This window comes from Streptomyces sp. NPDC001922 (genome assembly GCF_042891165.1).
In the GTDB taxonomy this organism is placed as follows: domain Bacteria; phylum Actinomycetota; class Actinomycetes; order Streptomycetales; family Streptomycetaceae; genus Streptomyces.
The window spans coordinates 133,089-149,534 of sequence record NZ_JBIASV010000003.1; the positions used below are offsets into that span (position 1 = coordinate 133,089).

Consider the following 16,446-nt stretch of genomic DNA (forward strand, 5'->3'; position numbering starts at 1 on the left):
GTGGTCCCCACGCTCACGGGACTGCTTGCCGTGGTCCTCGTCATCCTTCGACGACAGAGCCAGAGCACCACCACCGGTGTGCATACCACCGTGCGGCTTACGCCCCTCCCACGACTTCTCATGGTCCCCACGCTCACGGGACTGCTTGCCGTGGTCCTCGTCATCCTTCGACGACAGAGCCAGAGCACCACCACCGGTGTGCATACCACCGTGCGGCTTACGCCCCTCCCACGACTTCTCGTGATCGCCGTCGTGCTCGCGGCTGGAGGACGACTCCGAGTCCCGCCCCCCGTCGTCGGACAGGGTCATGGCGTTCGCGGCCGGGCTGGTGACAGCGAGAACCACGGTGATGGCAGCTGATGCGAAAACGGTGCGGGCTGTGCGCATGAGACAGATTCCTTTCGCCGCAGGCTGCGAAGGCTGACACGTCGTCGGCACATCGGATCGCAGTGGCGACGTCCTCACCCTCAGCCCGAACAGGACCCCGCACCACTGGAGAAGTGAGCATTCGGGGGACCTCGTGGGCTGGACGAGTGGCCCGGCGGCCGACAATCACCCATTGGACGGTGTGGCGCGGCGGCGCGGCGTCATCACGATGGGGTAGGGCGCGTCGCCGCGCGCTGTCCGCCCCGGTCGGCCGGGGTGCGGGCACCGCATGGCCGGCGACGGCCCCGGCGTCAGCGGTTCAGGAAGGCGAGCAGGTCGGCGTGGAAGTCGTCCCTGAAGGGAGCGACCGCGGTCAGCCCGTGCGGGGCCCCGGAGTACACCTTGAGCGTGGCGCCCTCGACGAGCTTCGCCGACTTCGCGCCGGCGGCGACGAGGGGGACGATCTGGTCGTCGTCACCGTGGACGATGAGCGTGGGGATGTCGAAGCGGCGCAGATCCTCGGTGAAGTCGGTCTCGGAGAACGCCTTGATGCAGTCGAACGCGCCCTTGTACCCGACCTGCATGCTCCACATCCAGAAGGCGTCGCGGACTCCCCGGGACACGCTGGAGCCGGGCCGGTTGGCTCCGTAGAAGCTCTCGCTGAGGTCCCGGTAGAACTGCGAACGGTCGCCCCGCACCCCGGCGCGGATGCCGTCGAACACCTCGATCGGCAGCCCCTCCGGGTTGGCCTCGGTCTTCAGCATCAGCGGCGGGACGGCCCCGAGCAGTACGGCCGAGGCGACGCGGCCGGTGCCGTGGCGTCCGATGTAGCGGGTCACCTCGCCGCCGCCGGTGGAGTGCCCGACGAGGGTCACGTCCCGGAGGTCGAGACGCTCGATCAGCTGTGCGAGGTCGTCGGCGTAGGTGTCCATGTCGTTGCCGTCCCAGGGCTGACCGGACCGGCCGTGCCCCCGGCGGTCGTGGGCGACCGCACGGAAGCCGTTGGACGCGGCCAGCTGGAGCTGCTCGTCCCAAGCGTCGGCGTTGAGCGGCCAGCCGTGGCTGAACACGACGGGACGCCCGGCCCCCCAGTCCTTGAAGAAGATCTCGGTGCCGTCCGTGGTGGTGATGGTGCCCATGACGCGGTCCTTTCGTGCCGTCCGGAGGTTCGCCGGCGTTCCGGACAGCTCGTTCCGGAACACCGGGCCGTGGCGGAAACCGTGAGCCGGCGCGAGCGTCGGCGTCGGGGATCCGTCGGAGCCGGGGATCCGTCGGCGTGCCCCCGTCACGGCCCGGGAGAATATCCCACGAAAGAGGCAGAATATTGCGCATGGCAGGCAATCCGGGGCACCCCGCTTCCCTCGGACCTCCGGTGGTGACGGCGCACACCGCCTCCGGCGAGCGCCCGGGGCGCGGCACGCCCGGCGCCGGTCTCCCGGCGAACGGCGCGCGGCCGCCCTCCGGAGCCCCGCCTTCCGGAGCCCCGGCCTCCCGGGGGCCCGGCCCCGCCACGACCCGCCCCGGTCACACCCCGCCGCGCGCCTGCGCGCGGACCGCCCCGACGGGAGCCGGCCGATGAGCGGGACGCTGCGGGTGCTGGTGACCAACGACGACGGCATCGGGTCGGAGGGGCTGCGGTGGCTGGCCCTCGCCGCGCGCGAAGCGGGCCACGAGGTGACGGTGGCCGCGCCCGCCGCGGAGGCCAGCGGCTCCAGCGCCGCCCTGACGGCCGTGGAGGAGCACGGCCGGGTCGTCGTGGAGCGGCGGCGGCTGCCGGGACTGGACGGCGTGGCCGCGCACAGCGTCCGTGCGATGCCCGGATTCATCGCGCTGATCGCCGCTCAGGGTGCCTTCGGCGCGCCGCCCGACGTGGTGCTGTCCGGCATCAACCGCGGACCGAACACGGGGCGCGCGGTGGTCCACTCCGGGACCGTCGGGGCGGCCGTCACCGCCGCAGTGAACGGCCTTCCGGCGATGGCCGTCTCCGTGGAAGTGGGCTCGCCCATGGAGTGGGCGGGCGCCGCGCACATCGCACGGCGGCTGCTCCCGCTGCTCTACCGGACCCGTATCGCGGCACCGGTGTTCAACGTCAACGTGCCCGGCGTCCCGCTCGAACGGATCCGGGGACTGCGCCACGCCGGGCTCGCCCCGTTCGGCAGCGTGCGGACGACGGTCGCCGAACGGGGCCGGGGCTTTGTGCGGATGACGCTCTCGGAGACCGCGCCGGCGCCGGAACCGGACACCGACACGCACCTCCTGGCCCGCGGCTTCGCCACCCTCACCGTCCTCCATCCGCTCACCGCCGCGCCGGCCGCGGGCCTGCCCCCGCTGCCGGACATCGCGCCCGGCTCCACCGGCTGACCTCGGGACTACGGACGGCTCCGCCGCCCGTCCGGTACCACCGGTCGAAGGGTGTCGGTACCCGAGCCCGTGTCCCGGGCCCGTACGGCACGCACCCCCCTTACGCTCCGTGCTGTGGCCAGAGCGGCAGAAATCGTCAAGCGGCTGGTGATCGGCCGGGCGCTGCGCAGCGAGGAGACCCACGCGGCAGAGCTGCCGAAGCGGCTGGCGCTGCCGATCTTCGCTTCGGACGCGCTCTCCTCCGTGGCGTACGCGACGCAGGAGATGCTGCTGGTCCTCACCGTCGGCGGCCTGGCCTACACCTACCTCACCGGCTGGCTGGCCGGTGGCGTGGTGCTGCTGATGGCCGTGGTGGTCCTGTCCTACCGTCAGGTGGTCCGCGCCTATCCCAGCGGGGGCGGCTCGTACGAGGTCGTCTCCACCAATCTCGGACCGCGCTCCGGGCTGGTGGTGGCCGCCGCCCTGCTGGTGGACTACGTGATGACGGTCGCGGTGTCGGTGGCCGCGGGGGTCGACAACATCGTCTCCGCGGTGCCCGCACTGCACGACGCCCGGGTCGGCCTGGCCCTGGGGTTCGTGGTGCTGCTGGCCGCGATCAATCTGCGCGGGGTGCGCGAGTCCGGGCGGGCCTTCGCCGCACCGACCTATCTGTTCATCCTCGGGGTCCTCGTCATGTGTGCGATCGGGCTGGCCCGCTGGGCGGCCGGGGACCCGCCGGTGGCGCAGAGCGCCGGCTACGGCATCCGCCCCGATCCGGGGGACGCGGATCTCGCCGGCGCGGCGGTGGTGATGCTGGCCCTCCGCGCCTTCTCCAGTGGCAGCAGCGCGCTGACCGGTGTGGAGGCGATCTCGAACGGGGTGCCCGCCTTCCGTCCGCCCAAGTCCCGCAACGCGGCGGCGACGTTGACGGCGATGGGGCTGATCGCGATCGTCCTGTTCTCCGGGGTGACGGCGCTGGCGCTGATCTCCGACGTGCACATCGCGGACGACACCTGCCGGCTGACGGGCTTTCCCGGCGACTGCGAGAACGCGCCGCAGCGCACCGTGATCGCGCAGGTGGCCGCCGCGGTGTTCGGCGGCGACGGGAGCTTCGGCTTCTACTACATCCAGACGGTCACCGCGCTCATCCTCATCCTGGCGGCCAACACGGCGTTCAACGGATTCCCGCTGCTGGCCTCGGTGTTGGCGCGCCACCGCTATCTGCCCCGGCAGCTGTACACCCGCGGGGACCGGCTGACGTACTCCAACGGCATCATCGCGCTGGCCACCGTGGCCGGGCTGCTGCTCTGGGTCTACCGGGCCTCGGTGACCAGCCTCATCCACCTCTACATCCTGGGTGTCTTCACCTCCTTCACCCTCTCCCAGACGGGCATGGTGCGGCACTGGAACCGCACACTGCGGACCGAGGCGGACCCGGCGGCGCGCCACCGGATCCACACCGCACGGGTGATCAACGGCGTGGGGGCCGCGATCACCGGCCTGGTCCTGGCCATCGTGCTGGTGACGAAGTTCCTCGAAGGCGCGTGGCTGGCCGTCGCCGCGGCGGTCCTGCTGTGGCTGACCATGCGCGGCATCCGGCGCCACTACGACAGCACCGCGGCCGAGCTGGCCGTCACCGACCCCCGCGCGGAGTACCTGCCGCCGTCGCGCATCCACGTCGTGGTGCCGGTCTCCACCCTCCACAAGCCGACGCTGCGGGCGCTGGCGTACGCGCGGGCCCTGAAGCCGGACACCCTGGAGGCGGTCACCGCCTCCGTGGAGCCGGAGGACGTCCGGCAGCTGCGGCGGCAGTGGGAGGAGGCGGGGATCGATGTGCCGCTGAAGGTGCTGGACTCCCCCTACCGGGAGATCACCCGCGCGATCGTCGGCTACGTGCGGTCGATCGGGGTCAGCAGCCCCCGTGACGTGATCAACGTCATCATTCCGGAGTACGTGGTCGGCCACTGGTGGGAGCAGCCGCTGCACAACCAGTCCGCGCTGCGGCTGAAGAGCCGGCTGCTGTTCACCCCGGGCATCATGGTCACGAGCGTCCCGTGGCGGCTCTCCTCCTCCGCCCACGCCGCGGCGCGTTCGCCCGGCCAGGCGCCCGGTTCCGTCCGGCGGGGGGAGCCGCCGCCGTCCCGGCCTCGGCAGCCGTCCGGCGGTCCCGGCGACACGGGGTCCTGAGCCGGGCGTGCTCCGCGGCGGGGGCCGTCCCTGTGGTGGGCCCGCGCTGTGGCGGGCGACACGGAATGCGGAACGAGAGATTCAGGCGTGGATCCACAGCACCGGGGTATACGGATGTCGCGATCACCGGCACCACTGAGGACCGGACACGCGCATCAGGATTCGGCGCAGAAGGAGGGTGCCCGGTGCCCCACGTCATTTCGCCCAGCGAACAGTGCGGGCCCCCGTTGTCGTGCGCGAGCGCGGCATACGACGGACGACCGGGCACCATCGCGGCGGCGCGGGACTTCGCCGCCGGTTTTCTCGCCGAGACGCAGGCCGCGGGTGGGGCGGCGGTCACCGCCCAGACCGTCGGCGTCGTGCGCCTGGTCGTCAGCGAACTGGTGACCAACGCGCTCAAGCACGCGCCCGGCCCTTGCTGGCTGGACCTCGACATCACGGGCGACACCCTGCGGATCACCGCGTGGGACACCGGCTCCGCACTGCCGGCGGTCCTCCCCCATGACGCCGGGCGCGTCGGACAGCACGGTCTGGAGATCGTGGTGGCGCTGTGCCGGCGCCTCGAGATCGAGCAGCAGGCCGTCGGCAAGCGCATCCGGGCGTACGTCGCGCTCTGACCCGGGTGTCCGCACGGCCGGGCGCGCCGCCGTCCGCCCGACGAGGCTTCGGACGCACCTCCATCCCCGAGCACGGCCGGCGGCAAGGGCCGACAGCAGGGCCGGCCACTCAGCCGGATCCATCCGGCATCCGATCCGCCCGCTCCGACCGTTCCGCGCCATCCGCCGGAATCTTCCGGTGCGCCCCGTCCGTTGCGGTCCGGCCCATCCCGGCGGTCCGCACCGTCCGCCCGATATGCCCCCGTGTCGCCCGGCTCCGGCGGCCGGGAGGCACGGCATCGGGCGCGGCACGGCATCAGGCGCGGCACGCCGTACGCGGCCGGCCCTCCGCCCGTAGGCGGAGGGCCGGTGGTGGCGGGCCGGTGGGTGGCGGGGTGAGCCGTTCAGAAGCCGAACAGCTGGGTCGTCCTGCCCTGCATGATGCAGCTGTTGTCGAAGGTCGCCGTGTAGTTCATCCGGCGTCCCTGCCACACCCCTTCCGCGGTGACCGTCACCGGGTCGTGGATGAAGGGACAGACGCGGCCCGGCTCGTTCTTGACGAGCAGGCCCGGTTTGCCGTTCACACCGCGCAGTTCGGAGCAGGCGGAGCGCGGATCCGGGTGGTCCCCGCCCGCCGTCGGGGTGCACCGCAGGGTGACCGCGCGCTCCACCGTCGCCGTCTGCGGGTCCTCGCCCTTGCCGATCGTCAGCACCATGGCCGACGGCGCGAACAGACTCAGCGGCTGCGCGGACCGGCCGGGCCCGTCCGGCTCCGTGGGCTGTCCGCGTTGCCCGGACCGCACCGACTGCTCGGACCGGGCGGACTGTTCGGACCGGGCGCTCTGTCCGGGCTGTCCGGGTTCTTCGGACGCTGCGTGCGCCGGGCCGCCGGTCAGCGGGACGAGGCCCGCCACCAGCGCCGCAGTTGCTGCGATCCTCATTGCCGGGTGTCGCATCTCAACTCCCTCGCTCGGGAAGTCAGCTGGCCCTCAGAGCCTTGCGCACACCCGCCACGGAAGCACATCGACCCACCCCGTCCCGGACACACCACCCGTCCCGCCCGTGGCCGAACCGCGTACCGGTCCAGGCCGGGGCGGTGCGGCGGGGCACCGGGAGCCGCTGTTCGGCAGCCCCGGACCGGCCCGTTCCGGCGCGGGCCGTCCGGCACCGGAGCCTCCAACAGCCCCGATGTCACCGGCCCCCGCGCCCCGGCCGTTCCGCGTCGGCCGAAACGGCTCAGTGGGTCCGTTCCGCGGCCGGGTCCGCGTCCGTACCCGTGCCCGTGTCCGGACGGCGGATCTCCGCGACAGCGCGCCCGGTCCGGCGGGCCCGGGGAAGCAGCAGCAGGGAGCAGCCGAGGAGTGCGACGGCGACGAAGCCGAACGCTCCCCACAGGCTGAACGGACCGGTCCAGAAGGTGCCGGGCGCGAGGGCCTGGATTCCGGTCACCGCCGCCACCCCCAGGGCGCCGCCCGCCTGCTGGCAGGCGGTCAGGGCGCCGGACGCGGTGCCCTGGTCGTGGAGTGCGGCCGCGGCACTGGCCAGCATGACCGACGCCGGATAGGCCAGCGCGATGCCGGTGCCCACCAGAATCGCCGCCGGCAGGAGATGGGTGAGGTAGGCACCGTCCCGGACCGTGGTGAAGAGCAGTTGCCCGACGGCGATGACGGCCAGGCCGGCCAGGAGCAGCAGCGTCGTGGGACGGCGGTTCGCCAGCCGGGCGGCCGGGGTGGACAGGGCGCCCACGGCCAGCCCCTGGGGCAGGAAGGCGAGCCCCGCCACCAGGGCGGAGTACCCGCGGTGCTCCTGGAGGTCGGTCGCCACCAGGAACATCGACCCCGTGACACCGGCGAAGGCACCGCCCAGCGCGAGACAGGCCGCCGCCATCCGGCGGTCGGTGACCAGCGGCAGCGGCAGCAGCGGGCGGGCGGTCCGGGCCTGGAGGACGAAGAACGCGACGGTCGCCGCCAGGCCCGCGCCGCCGACCATCGCGAGCTCGGGCGCCCCGGCGGCGCCGACCCGCCCGACGGCGTACACCACGGCGATCAGACCGCCCGTGATCAGCAGGGCGGACGGCCAGCCCATCGGGGTACGGGGCACCGTGGGACGCTCGTCGGGCGCGAGCACCCGGACGGCCGCCAGCAGGACGAACAGGCTCAGCGGAACGTAGAGCAGGAACGCCCCCCGCCAGCCGGACACCTCGGTCAGCACACCGCCCACGACGACGCCGAGGGTGAAGCCCGCCGCGCCCATGGCGCTGAACACGCCGAGCGCGCGGTTGCGCGGGCCGCCCTCCGGGAAGCCGGTGACGATCAGCGCCACGGCGGCGGGTGCTGTGACGGCCGCGCCGACGCCCTGGAGCGCCCGGGCCGCGATGAGTCCGGCCGGCTCCTGGGCGAGCGCGGCTCCCAGCGAGCTCACCCCGAAGATCCCCACGCCCAGCAGGAACATCCGTCGGCGCCCCCAGTGGTCGGCGCACTTCCCGCCGGCCAGGAGCAGCCCGGCGTAGGTGGTGAGGAAGGCGCCGGCCACCAACTGGAGTTGGTCCGGGCGCAGTTCCAGACCGCGATGGATTCCGGCCAGCTGCACATTGATGCTCGACAGGCTCATCCCCTCGAAGAGGATGGCCGTGCACAGCACCAGAAGTCTGACCCACGCCCGCCGGTCGAACGTGAAGGGGGCGTCACCTGTGGGCTCTGGACTCGCGTTCACCTGGGCTCCTCGGTGTGGGAAGGGGACGGTCCGCGGCCACCGGTCCGACCGGGTCCGCGGGCCGTACGGGGATCACCGCCGCCCCGGAACCGGGCGAGCCCGCCGCGGCCCCGGAAGCGCACCGCGCGGTGCGGACGGTGGGCGGTCTCCGGGGCCGCCGCGGTGGTGCGGGGCGGCGTACCGCCCGTGGGCAGACGTCTCATCCGCCTCCTCGCCCGTGCCCGGGTGCCGTCCCTGCCGGGTACACCGTCCAGCCGGGGCCGGCGGATTCGCCCCGCCAGGCGGCCAGCAGGGCGGCACTGGCCGGGAAGAGCGGGCCGGGTGGCGCGTCGGGCAGGGCCCAGACCCAGCGGTCGAAGACCTCGGGTTCGGGCAGTGCGGTGCGGGGGTCGGGGCCGGTGGCGAGCGCCACCACGCCGACGGTGACCTCGGTCCGGTCCGACGCGGTGCGGAGCGCCATGGTGAAGACCCGGGCGCCTGCCACCTCGTGGACGCCGCTCTCCTCGGCGATCTCCCGGACGGCGGCCTCCTCGAAGGACTCGCCGGGCTCGACGTGGCCGCCCGGCAGGCACCAGGTCGGCGGTTCCCCGTCCTTGATCCGGTGGCCGATCAGCACCGCGCCGTCGGACCGCAGCAGCAGGGCTCCGACGCCGACGACCGGCCGGCGGCCGGGGGAAGCCGGGGTGGTCATGCCAGGCCCTCCAGTTCCCGCAGCGCCGAGGCCGCGGCGTAGTGACCGCTGATCATGGCCGCGACTATGCCGCGGAAGAGCCCGCAGGCATCCCCGGCGACCCAGGCCGGGGTGTCCTGCAGCCGCAGATCACCGTCCACCACCGGGTACCAGCCGACGCCTTCGAGCGTGGGGCCGATCAGCTGGGTCCCCTCGCCCCGCAGCTCCGGGAAGGCCGCGGCGAGACGGGACAGGCCGCGGACCATGATCTCGCGCAGCTCCGGCCCGTAGACGTGGTCGAAGGTCGCGACGGCCTCCGGCTCCTGGTCCATGAGCGCGTCCAGGGGGAGCGTGAAGTACGACTCCTCGTCGGCCATCGCGGCGAGCGCGGGCGCCATGGCCCGCGCGGCCACCGCCTCGTCCAGGATGCGGGTGTTGAAGCCGACGTTGGACCGGCCGGTGGGCGGGCAGTCCGAGCGTCCGGACACCGTCCACAGGCCCTGGGTCTCGGTGAGCGCTGCCTCGCCGTCGCGGCAGGCGCAGAAGGTCCGCCACTCGACGCCGGCGTCCTCCTCGCGGAAGCGGAGCTTGGGGTCGAGCTGTTTCATGTCCCGGAAGAAGGCCAGCTCCGCGGGCTGTTCGATGCGGAAGCCGACCTCCAGGCGGCGGAAGGACCGCTCCCGGGTCAGGTCGGGCAGTCCGAGCGGCCCGAATCTGCCACCGGCCAGGACGAGCCGCCGGGCGACCAGTTCCGAATCCTGCCCCTTGGCGTCCCGGAGCGACAGCCGGAAGGTGTCCGTCGCGCTGTCGTACGCGGCGCCCACCACTTCGGATTCGGTGAGGACGGTGGCGGGCGCGGCGGCCACCATGTCCTCGGTCAGCCGCAGGCGCGCGTCCAGAGGGAGGTAGTCCGAGGGGTAGTCCTTGAGGATCCACTCACCGGAGCCCACCGAGTAGGCGGACGGGTCGGCGGGGAACGGGGGTGTGTCCAGCCCGTGGGAGCGGAGCAGGCCGCAGGTCCAGTCGTAGGCGGCGCGCAGGTCCGCGGTGCGGGGCAGGGTCCACAGTTCGCTGGCCGACGGGTAGAAGGAGAACTTGCCGTCGGAGAACAGGCCGGCCCCTCCGTGGCCGCGCGTCATGTCGGTGGCGTCGTACCGGTCGCGTGCGGTGACGGGCTTGCCCCCGTCGATGAGGGCCACCGTGCACGACGTTCCGGCGAGCCGGTGCGTGGCGGCGAGTCCGGCGGGCCCGGCACCGATGACGGCCAGGTCGAAGGCGTTCACAGAACTCCAAAAAAGCGCATAGTCGAGTGCCGCGGGGGCACATGGGGGCCGCGGCGGGAAGGAGGTACCGGCACAGCGGGCCGGGGCTCCGGCGGAGAGAGCCGGGGCTCCATCAGGACGAGGGCGCGGACACGGCTGCGGGAAGGCGGACTTCGTGGATGTCGCGGCGGTTGCGATGCCGTTCCGCGTAGTCGATGCCGTAGCCGGCGACCCAGTGCTGGGAGATGTCGAACCCCACGTAGCGGGGTACCACCGGCTCGGTGACGGTGTGCGGCTTGCGCAGCAGCACACAGCAGTGCACCGAGGCGGGAGCGCGTTCGCGGCACCGGGCCATCAGCCAGGCGAGCGTGGTGCCGGTGTCGAGGATGTCCTCGACGAGCAGCACGTCACGGCCGGTCAGGTCCTCGTCGATGTCCTTGCGCAGCCGGGGCTCCCCGGCCGTGCTGCCCCGTCCGTAGGTGGACACGGCCACCCAGTCCATGGTGATCGGCAGATCGATGGCCCGGCCCAGGTCGACGGTGAAGGCCGCCGCTCCCTTGAGGACGCCGACGACCACCGGAGGCCGGTCGCGGTAGTCGCGGGTGATCTCCGCCCCGAGCTGCCGGACCCGTTCCGCTATCCGTTCCCCCGGGAACAGGACGCGCGCGAGTTCCTGCCGTAAAGCCACTGCCGGTTCCCCGATGCCTTCCCGGCGATCCGTACCGCTCCTGGACGGACCGCACCACAGGTCCTTCTTCCCCCGCACATGGTCAGTGAGCGGGTACAACAGTTCGTCAACTTACATCACCTGAGTAACCGTCGCATCACAGGGAGCAGGGCAAGGCAGGGCAGCAGTGGGTGCGGCGCACCACCCGATCAGGGCCGGAAACCGCACGAGCGGAACGGTGTTCCCGGCCCGCGGAGGCAGGCGGGGACACCGTCGGCGGGCCGTGGCGGGGGCAACCGGAACGCTCAGGAACCGGCCGGCCGGCCGGTATTCCGGATCCTCCGCAGAGCGCGGCGCAGCGCCGCCCCCGCGGGCTCCTCCAGTACGGCCCCCTGGGAGCCGGCGATCACATGCCGGGCGATGGTGCGCATCTTGAGGTTGCTGTGCTGGGAGGCGTCGCGCAGCACGGCCCATGCCTCGTCGGCGGTGCACGGCCCGGTGGCCATGAGCACGCCGCGGGCCTGGTCGATCACCGGCCTGGTCTCCAGCGCCCGTTTGAGCTGCGCGACTTCGCGCCGCAGGCGCTGCACTTCCTCCTCGACGCCCTCGGCGGCGCGGAACTCCCCCGCCACGGCGGACAGTTCGCTGAGCGAATAGGAAACCGGCGACGGCCCACCGGAGCCACGACTTCCGGAACGCTCGCCGACCCGCCGGGCACGACCTCTCGTGTCACCCACTGATCCAGTTCCCCCACTCGGCGCTCGGACTCCGCCCCCTCGGTTCACCTGCCCGGCGGGCCCCGCTCCCACGCCACCGCCCGCACGTTCCTCCCGTGTCGCCGGTCACGCCCGGCGGTGGACCCGTTGCGCCGGTCACGACGACCGGGGAGAACACCGGGGTGCGACAGGACTGGGAACCGGAGGACCTGATCGAGGTCCGGACACTGCTGGAGGGGTCAGGAGCGATGCTCCCGCATGCCCCAGGGCGCGCCATAGGACGCCAGACGGTCGAGGAACGGGCCCGGCGGCAGCGCCTCGGGGCCCAGTACCCCCGCTCCGCCCCAGACCTTCTCGGCCATCAGCTCCAGGGCGATCACCGGGTTGACCGCGGTCTGCCAGACAACCGCCTGGGAGCCGTACTCGCTCATGGACCACTGGTTGTCGACGACGTGGTACAGGTACAGCTCCCGCGGGGTACCGGCCCTGCTGCCCTTGACCCAGGTGCCCGCGCACGTCCGGCCCCGCATCCGCTCGCCGAGGGTCGCCGGGTCGGGGAGGCAGGCCGCGACCACATCGCGCGGGGCGACCTCCACCGGGCCGACGGCCACCGGGTCGGTCCGGTCGAGGCCCAGTCGGTGCAGGGTTCTGAGCGTCCCGATGACTTCACTGCCCAGTCCGTACTTGAACGTGACGCGCCGGGCCTCGACATGGCGTGGGATGAGCAGCACCTCCTCGTGCTCCACGTTGACGCATTCGAGGGGGCCGATGCCTTCGGGGAAGTCGAAGATCTCGGGTTCGCTGAAGGGCTCGGTGGTGAACCACTTCCGGCCGGCCGGGCGGTCCGCCTCGTAGACGACGGGCGGGTTGAGGCACTCCTCGATCATGGTCCAGATGGAGAACGACGGAGCGAAGGCGTACCCGTCCACGACCAGATCCGCTCCGTCGCGGACCCCGATCTCCTCGATCTCGTCGAAGAGTTCGTCCGCCGCGTACCGGGCGAACACGTCCGAGAGGCCCGGTTCGACGCCGATGCCCACGAGGGCGAGCCGGCCGCGGTCCCGCCACTCCTCGTCGAGGGCGAACTGCTCGTCGCCCAGCTTGACGCCGCACTCCTCGTAGGGCCGCTCCGGATGCGGCCGGGACAGCGACATCGCCATGTCCAGATAGTGGCTCCCGCCGTCGAGTGCGGCGCGGAACAGCGGCATGACGAAGCGGGGGTCGGTCGCGTTGAGCAGGACGTCGCAGCGGTGGCCGGCGAGGAGCTCGCGGACGGCCGCCTCGTCGGAGGCGTCCACCCGGGCCGCGACGAAGCGGGAGTCGCCGACGGAGCCGACGGCCGCCCGGGCCCGCTCCGGGTCGTAGTCGGCCACCACCATGTGGTCGAAGAAGTCACGGCGGGCGGCGATCCGCACCGCGGCAGTGCCGACCCCGCCTGCGCCGACCAGGAGAATCCTCACAGCCGTCCTTCCTCGCCCGGGAGCGGATCACGGCCCGGCACTCCGCCGGCACTCCGGACACCGCCCGGGACAGCACCTCCGAGCCCGATGCCAGGAATGATCCGTCACCCGGGGACACCCTTCAACCGCGCGCGGGCCGGCCTCCACCGCACCGCCGGCCGACGGGCCCGACGGTGGCCGGGCACCATCGCTCGTACCGCCGGGAGAACGGACCGGCGCCCGCTGACGGTGCCAGAGCGGTCAGCTCGCCACGGACTCCGCGTGCCGCCGTTCCTCCGGGACCGGAGGCCGCCCGGAGGGCAGTCCCCCGGCCACCGCCGGTTCCCGGTTGCGGAACGCCCACTCCAGCCGCGGCTCCATGACCGGACGCAGCAGCCGCCGCACCGGCGGAGAGGTGAGCGCCAGGGCCAGGCCGACCCCCAGGGCGGTCACCACGACCTGGCCGAGCGGGGTGTGCCAGAAGGCCGCGTCGAACCAGTTCTCCCATGCCGCCGTACGGATGAAGAAGCCGTGCAGCAGATAGGCGCAGAGCGTGCCCGCGCCCAGTGGGGTGAACCAGGTGTCGTGCCGGGGCACCCACGCCAGGAAGGCGGCCACCAGCACGAGCGAACACGCCGTCATCGCCAGCGTCATCGCCGCCCCGACCGGCCAGGCCACGTGCAGCTCGCTCCAGCCGCGGCTGTGGAACACCCACTCGGCGGTCATCCGCCCCTTCACCCAGTACGCCATGGCCGCGGCACCGGCCATGGCGGGGACGGCGGCGATCCGCACCGGCCGGGACCGCAGTAGCTCCCAGTGCTCGGGGCGCATGACCAGGCCGATCACGAAGAAGGGGAGGAACTGCAGGACCCGGTCGAGGTTGAGCACCGGACCCGGCTCGCCGGCGGCGCCGACCAGGGCGATGACGACGGCGAGCCCCACCGCGACGTCGGCACGCATCACCCGCCACAGGGGCGCGGTGAGCCGCCAGACGAAGAGCGCGGCCAGAAACCAGGTGAGATACCAGGGGGAGAGCAGACTGAGGTCGTTGCTCCGGCCGTCCACCGCGTTGCCGTAGAGCGTGTAGGCCGTCTCGAAGACCGCATAGGGCACGGCGACACCGGTGATCAGCCGCTTCACCTGGTTCGGGCGGAAGGCGAAGCTCCGCGAGAAGTAACCGGAGATCAGAATGAACACCGGCATGTGGAACATGTAGACGAACAGGTAGGCGGCCCACATGGCATGGCTGTCCTTCAGGGGCTGCCATGCGTGGCCCACCACCACCAGCACGATGGCCAGCAGTTTCGCATTGTCGAAGAACGGGTCACGGGCAGTCCCCTGCACCGCCGGCACGCCTCGCGTCACACAGCCTCCTCTGTCGGCGCGTCGGGTCTCGCGTGGACCATCGGGGACGGCGCCTCCCTGATCCACCCCTGGCACCATAAACACCATAGACACCTCAAATCACAGGAATCCCAGGATGAACAACGAATCGTCCGGTCCAACGCCGCACCGGGATCCCGGTGCCCCATCAGGGCATTGAGGTGCCCCATTCGGGTTATACGCACGCTGCGGGCAGGTTCTCTCACGTCCCGCCCCCGGAAGTTTCCCTGCACGCCGTAGGGTCCGCAGCCGACCTGCACTTCCGCCGTAACGAGCCGCCGTACCGAGCCCTGGTGCCGAGCCGTAGTGCCGAGCGCCCGAAGGAGAACGCGTCACGTGGACAGCCAGCCGCCCCCCGCAGCGCCGGGCCGCGACACCGAGGAGGAACCGGCCCACGCCGAGATCGAGGAAGTGTGGCCGCGCGACGGCCTGATCCGCGTGGTCGGCTTCGTCGCCGACCCGCCGGGCGGGGCGCACACACCGGTCCCGGAAGACAGCGATATTCCCGACGACAGTGAAGTCCCGGACGACAGCAGGATCCCGGACGGCAGCGCGGCCGTGCTCGTCGCCCGTTCACGAGGAGCGTACGGCACCGAGGTACGGGCCGGGACGCACCTCCGGAGCGGCCGGTTCGACGCCGGGCTGCCCGTCGAGGCCCTGGCCGCGGGGTTCGACGGGCAGAAGCTGACCTGGGACCTCTATCTCGTTGCCGCTCCCGGCGCCGACGAGCTACGGCTCGGGCGCCACCTGGACGACATCCGCGGCAAGAAGAAGATCTTCACCTACCCGGCGCAGACGGCCGGATCCGTCCGGGTCAAGCCGTACTTCACCGTCAAGGACAACCTCTCCGTCACCTGCCGCCGGGAGGCCGTGTGAGGATCCGCTTCCTGCTGCTCAACGCGTTCACGGTCGGCGGCACCGTGCGCACGGTCATCAACCAGGCGAACAGCCTCGCCGACGCGGGCCACGACGTGGAGGTCGTCAGCGTCCACCGGGAACGGCGCGCCCCGGCGTTCCCTCTCGATCCGCGCATCCGGCTCCGTCCGCTGGTCGACGGCAGTGCCGACGCACCGGCGTGGCGGCGCGCCCTGGAACGGCGGATGCAGCGCTCCCCCAGCCGGCTGGTGCCGCCCGCGGAGGTCCGCCACGACCGGTTCAACCGGCTGACCGACCGTCGGCTCACCCGCTATCTGCGCTCCCTCGACGGCGGGGTGCTGGTCACCACCCGCCCCGCGCTCAATCTGCTGGCCGCCCGGCTGGCCCCGACGGGAGTCGTCCGGGTCGCCCAGGAACATCTGCACTACGCGCGGCACAAGCCGGAGCTGACCCGGGAGATCGACCACTGGTACCGGCGGCTCGACGCCGTCGCCGTACTCACCGGCACCGACGAAGAGGCGTACCGCCGCGTCCTGGCGGGCTCGGGTGTCCGCGTCGAACGGATCCCCAACGCCCTGAACGACGGCGACCGGACCCCGTCCTCGCTGGACGGCAAGCTGGTCGTCGCGGCCGGACGGCTGGTGAAGGCCAAGGGGTTCGACCTGCTCATCAAGGCCTTCGACCGGATCGTCCACGACCACCCCGACTGGAAGCTGCGCATCTACGGCTCCGGCGCCGAACGCAAGAAGCTGCGCCGGCTGATCCACCGGAAGCACCTCTACAACCATGTGCTGCTCATGGGCCGGACCACCCGGCTGGAGGAGGAGCTGTCCAAGGCCTCGGTCTTCGCGCTCAGCTCCCGCCACGAGGGTTTCGGCATGGTGCTCGCCGAGGCGATGAGCCACGGCGTTCCCGTGGTCAGTTTCGACTGCCCGCAGGGGCCCCGCGAGATCGTCACCGACGGCGAGGACGGGCTGCTCGTGCCCAACGGGGACGTCTCCGCTCTGACCGGAGCGCTGCGGCGGCTCATCGAGGACGAACCGCTGCGCAAGGACCTGGGGAACCGGGCGGCGGAATCGGCGCGCCGCTACGACCGGGCCAGTATCCGGCCCCGGTGGGAAGGACTGTTCACGGAACTGCTCGACGCCAAGGAGGCGCAGGGCGGGGCGCGCGGGGGGGGCGCCCCCGGGCCCCGCGGCGGGGCCCCCCCCCCCCCAGGGCCGGGGGTGGGG

The 16,446-nt window shown here is 72.6% G+C and carries 14 protein-coding genes and 1 pseudogene; 5 read left to right on the plus strand and 10 right to left on the minus strand.

The genetic code is table 11. The features are described 5' to 3' along the window. A pseudogene (locus ACFYYR_RS06085) lies at window positions 1–387 on the minus strand (hypothetical protein); the annotation flags it as partial. A 290-nt stretch (window positions 388–677) separates the two neighbouring features. Continuing rightward, on the minus strand, window positions 678–1,505 hold the full coding sequence (locus tag ACFYYR_RS06090; RefSeq protein ID WP_388847439.1) for an alpha/beta fold hydrolase: 828 nt from the start codon (window positions 1,503–1,505) through the stop codon (window positions 678–680). A gap of 436 nt (window positions 1,506–1,941) precedes the next feature. Here ACFYYR_RS06090 and surE point away from each other — a divergent pair, with 436 nt between their 5' ends. From surE to ACFYYR_RS06105, 3 genes are all read left to right on the plus strand, one after another. Continuing rightward, window positions 1,942–2,727 carry a 5'/3'-nucleotidase SurE gene (gene surE / locus ACFYYR_RS06095; RefSeq protein WP_388847441.1) on the plus strand — a complete coding sequence of 262 codons (786 nt, stop codon included), beginning with the start codon at window positions 1,942–1,944 and terminating at the stop codon, window positions 2,725–2,727. A 114-nt stretch (window positions 2,728–2,841) separates the two neighbouring features. Continuing rightward, entirely contained in the window at window positions 2,842–4,893 is a 2,052-nt protein-coding gene (locus tag ACFYYR_RS06100) for an amino acid permease (RefSeq protein ID WP_388847443.1), read from the plus strand. Window positions 4,894–5,078: 185 nt separating this feature from the next. Continuing rightward, entirely contained in the window at window positions 5,079–5,510 is a 432-nt protein-coding gene (locus tag ACFYYR_RS06105; protein ID WP_388847445.1) for an ATP-binding protein, read from the plus strand. 383 nt (window positions 5,511–5,893) lie between these two features. Here ACFYYR_RS06105 and ACFYYR_RS06110 read toward each other — a convergent pair whose 3' ends face one another. The 8 genes from ACFYYR_RS06110 to ACFYYR_RS06145 form a co-directional block, all read right to left on the minus strand. Further along, on the minus strand, window positions 5,894–6,445 hold the full coding sequence (locus ACFYYR_RS06110; protein ID WP_388847447.1) for a subtilase-type protease inhibitor: 552 nt from the start codon (window positions 6,443–6,445) through the stop codon (window positions 5,894–5,896). A 280-nt stretch (window positions 6,446–6,725) separates the two neighbouring features. Then, window positions 6,726–8,201, minus strand: coding sequence for an MFS transporter (locus tag ACFYYR_RS06115; RefSeq protein ID WP_388847449.1), 1,476 nt, complete (start codon window positions 8,199–8,201; stop codon window positions 6,726–6,728). A 199-nt stretch (window positions 8,202–8,400) separates the two neighbouring features. After that, entirely contained in the window at window positions 8,401–8,892 is a 492-nt protein-coding gene (locus ACFYYR_RS06120) for an NUDIX hydrolase (RefSeq protein WP_388847451.1), read from the minus strand. Beyond that, window positions 8,889–10,154 carry a hypothetical protein gene (locus ACFYYR_RS06125; protein ID WP_388847453.1) on the minus strand — a complete coding sequence of 422 codons (1,266 nt, stop codon included), beginning with the start codon at window positions 10,152–10,154 and terminating at the stop codon, window positions 8,889–8,891. Before ACFYYR_RS06125 ends, ACFYYR_RS06120 begins: the two co-directional genes overlap by 4 nt. 112 nt (window positions 10,155–10,266) lie before the next feature. Further along, the gene (gene hpt, locus ACFYYR_RS06130; RefSeq protein ID WP_388847455.1) at window positions 10,267–10,821 is read right to left on the minus strand and encodes a hypoxanthine phosphoribosyltransferase; all 555 of its coding nucleotides are present in this window, start codon (window positions 10,819–10,821) and stop codon (window positions 10,267–10,269) included. A 284-nt stretch (window positions 10,822–11,105) separates the two neighbouring features. Continuing rightward, window positions 11,106–11,432: an ANTAR domain-containing response regulator gene (locus ACFYYR_RS06135; RefSeq protein ID WP_388847457.1), complete on the minus strand. Its 327-nt coding sequence runs from the start codon at window positions 11,430–11,432 to the stop codon at window positions 11,106–11,108. Window positions 11,433–11,755: 323 nt separating this feature from the next. Continuing rightward, a complete protein-coding gene (locus tag ACFYYR_RS06140; RefSeq protein ID WP_388847459.1) occupies window positions 11,756–12,976 on the minus strand; it encodes a saccharopine dehydrogenase family protein in 1,221 nt (406 codons plus the stop codon). A gap of 240 nt (window positions 12,977–13,216) precedes the next feature. After that, window positions 13,217–14,320: an acyltransferase family protein gene (locus ACFYYR_RS06145; protein ID WP_388847461.1), complete on the minus strand. Its 1,104-nt coding sequence runs from the start codon at window positions 14,318–14,320 to the stop codon at window positions 13,217–13,219. Between the two features lie 354 nt (window positions 14,321–14,674). Here ACFYYR_RS06145 and ACFYYR_RS06150 point away from each other — a divergent pair, with 354 nt between their 5' ends. After that, window positions 14,675–15,214, plus strand: a complete 540-nt coding sequence (locus ACFYYR_RS06150) for a hypothetical protein (protein ID WP_388847463.1) — start codon at window positions 14,675–14,677, stop codon at window positions 15,212–15,214. Then, window positions 15,211–16,446: glycosyltransferase family 4 protein (locus ACFYYR_RS06155; protein ID WP_388847465.1), on the plus strand; the 1,236-nt coding region annotated here is incomplete at its 3' end. The genes ACFYYR_RS06150 and ACFYYR_RS06155, both read left to right, overlap by 4 nt.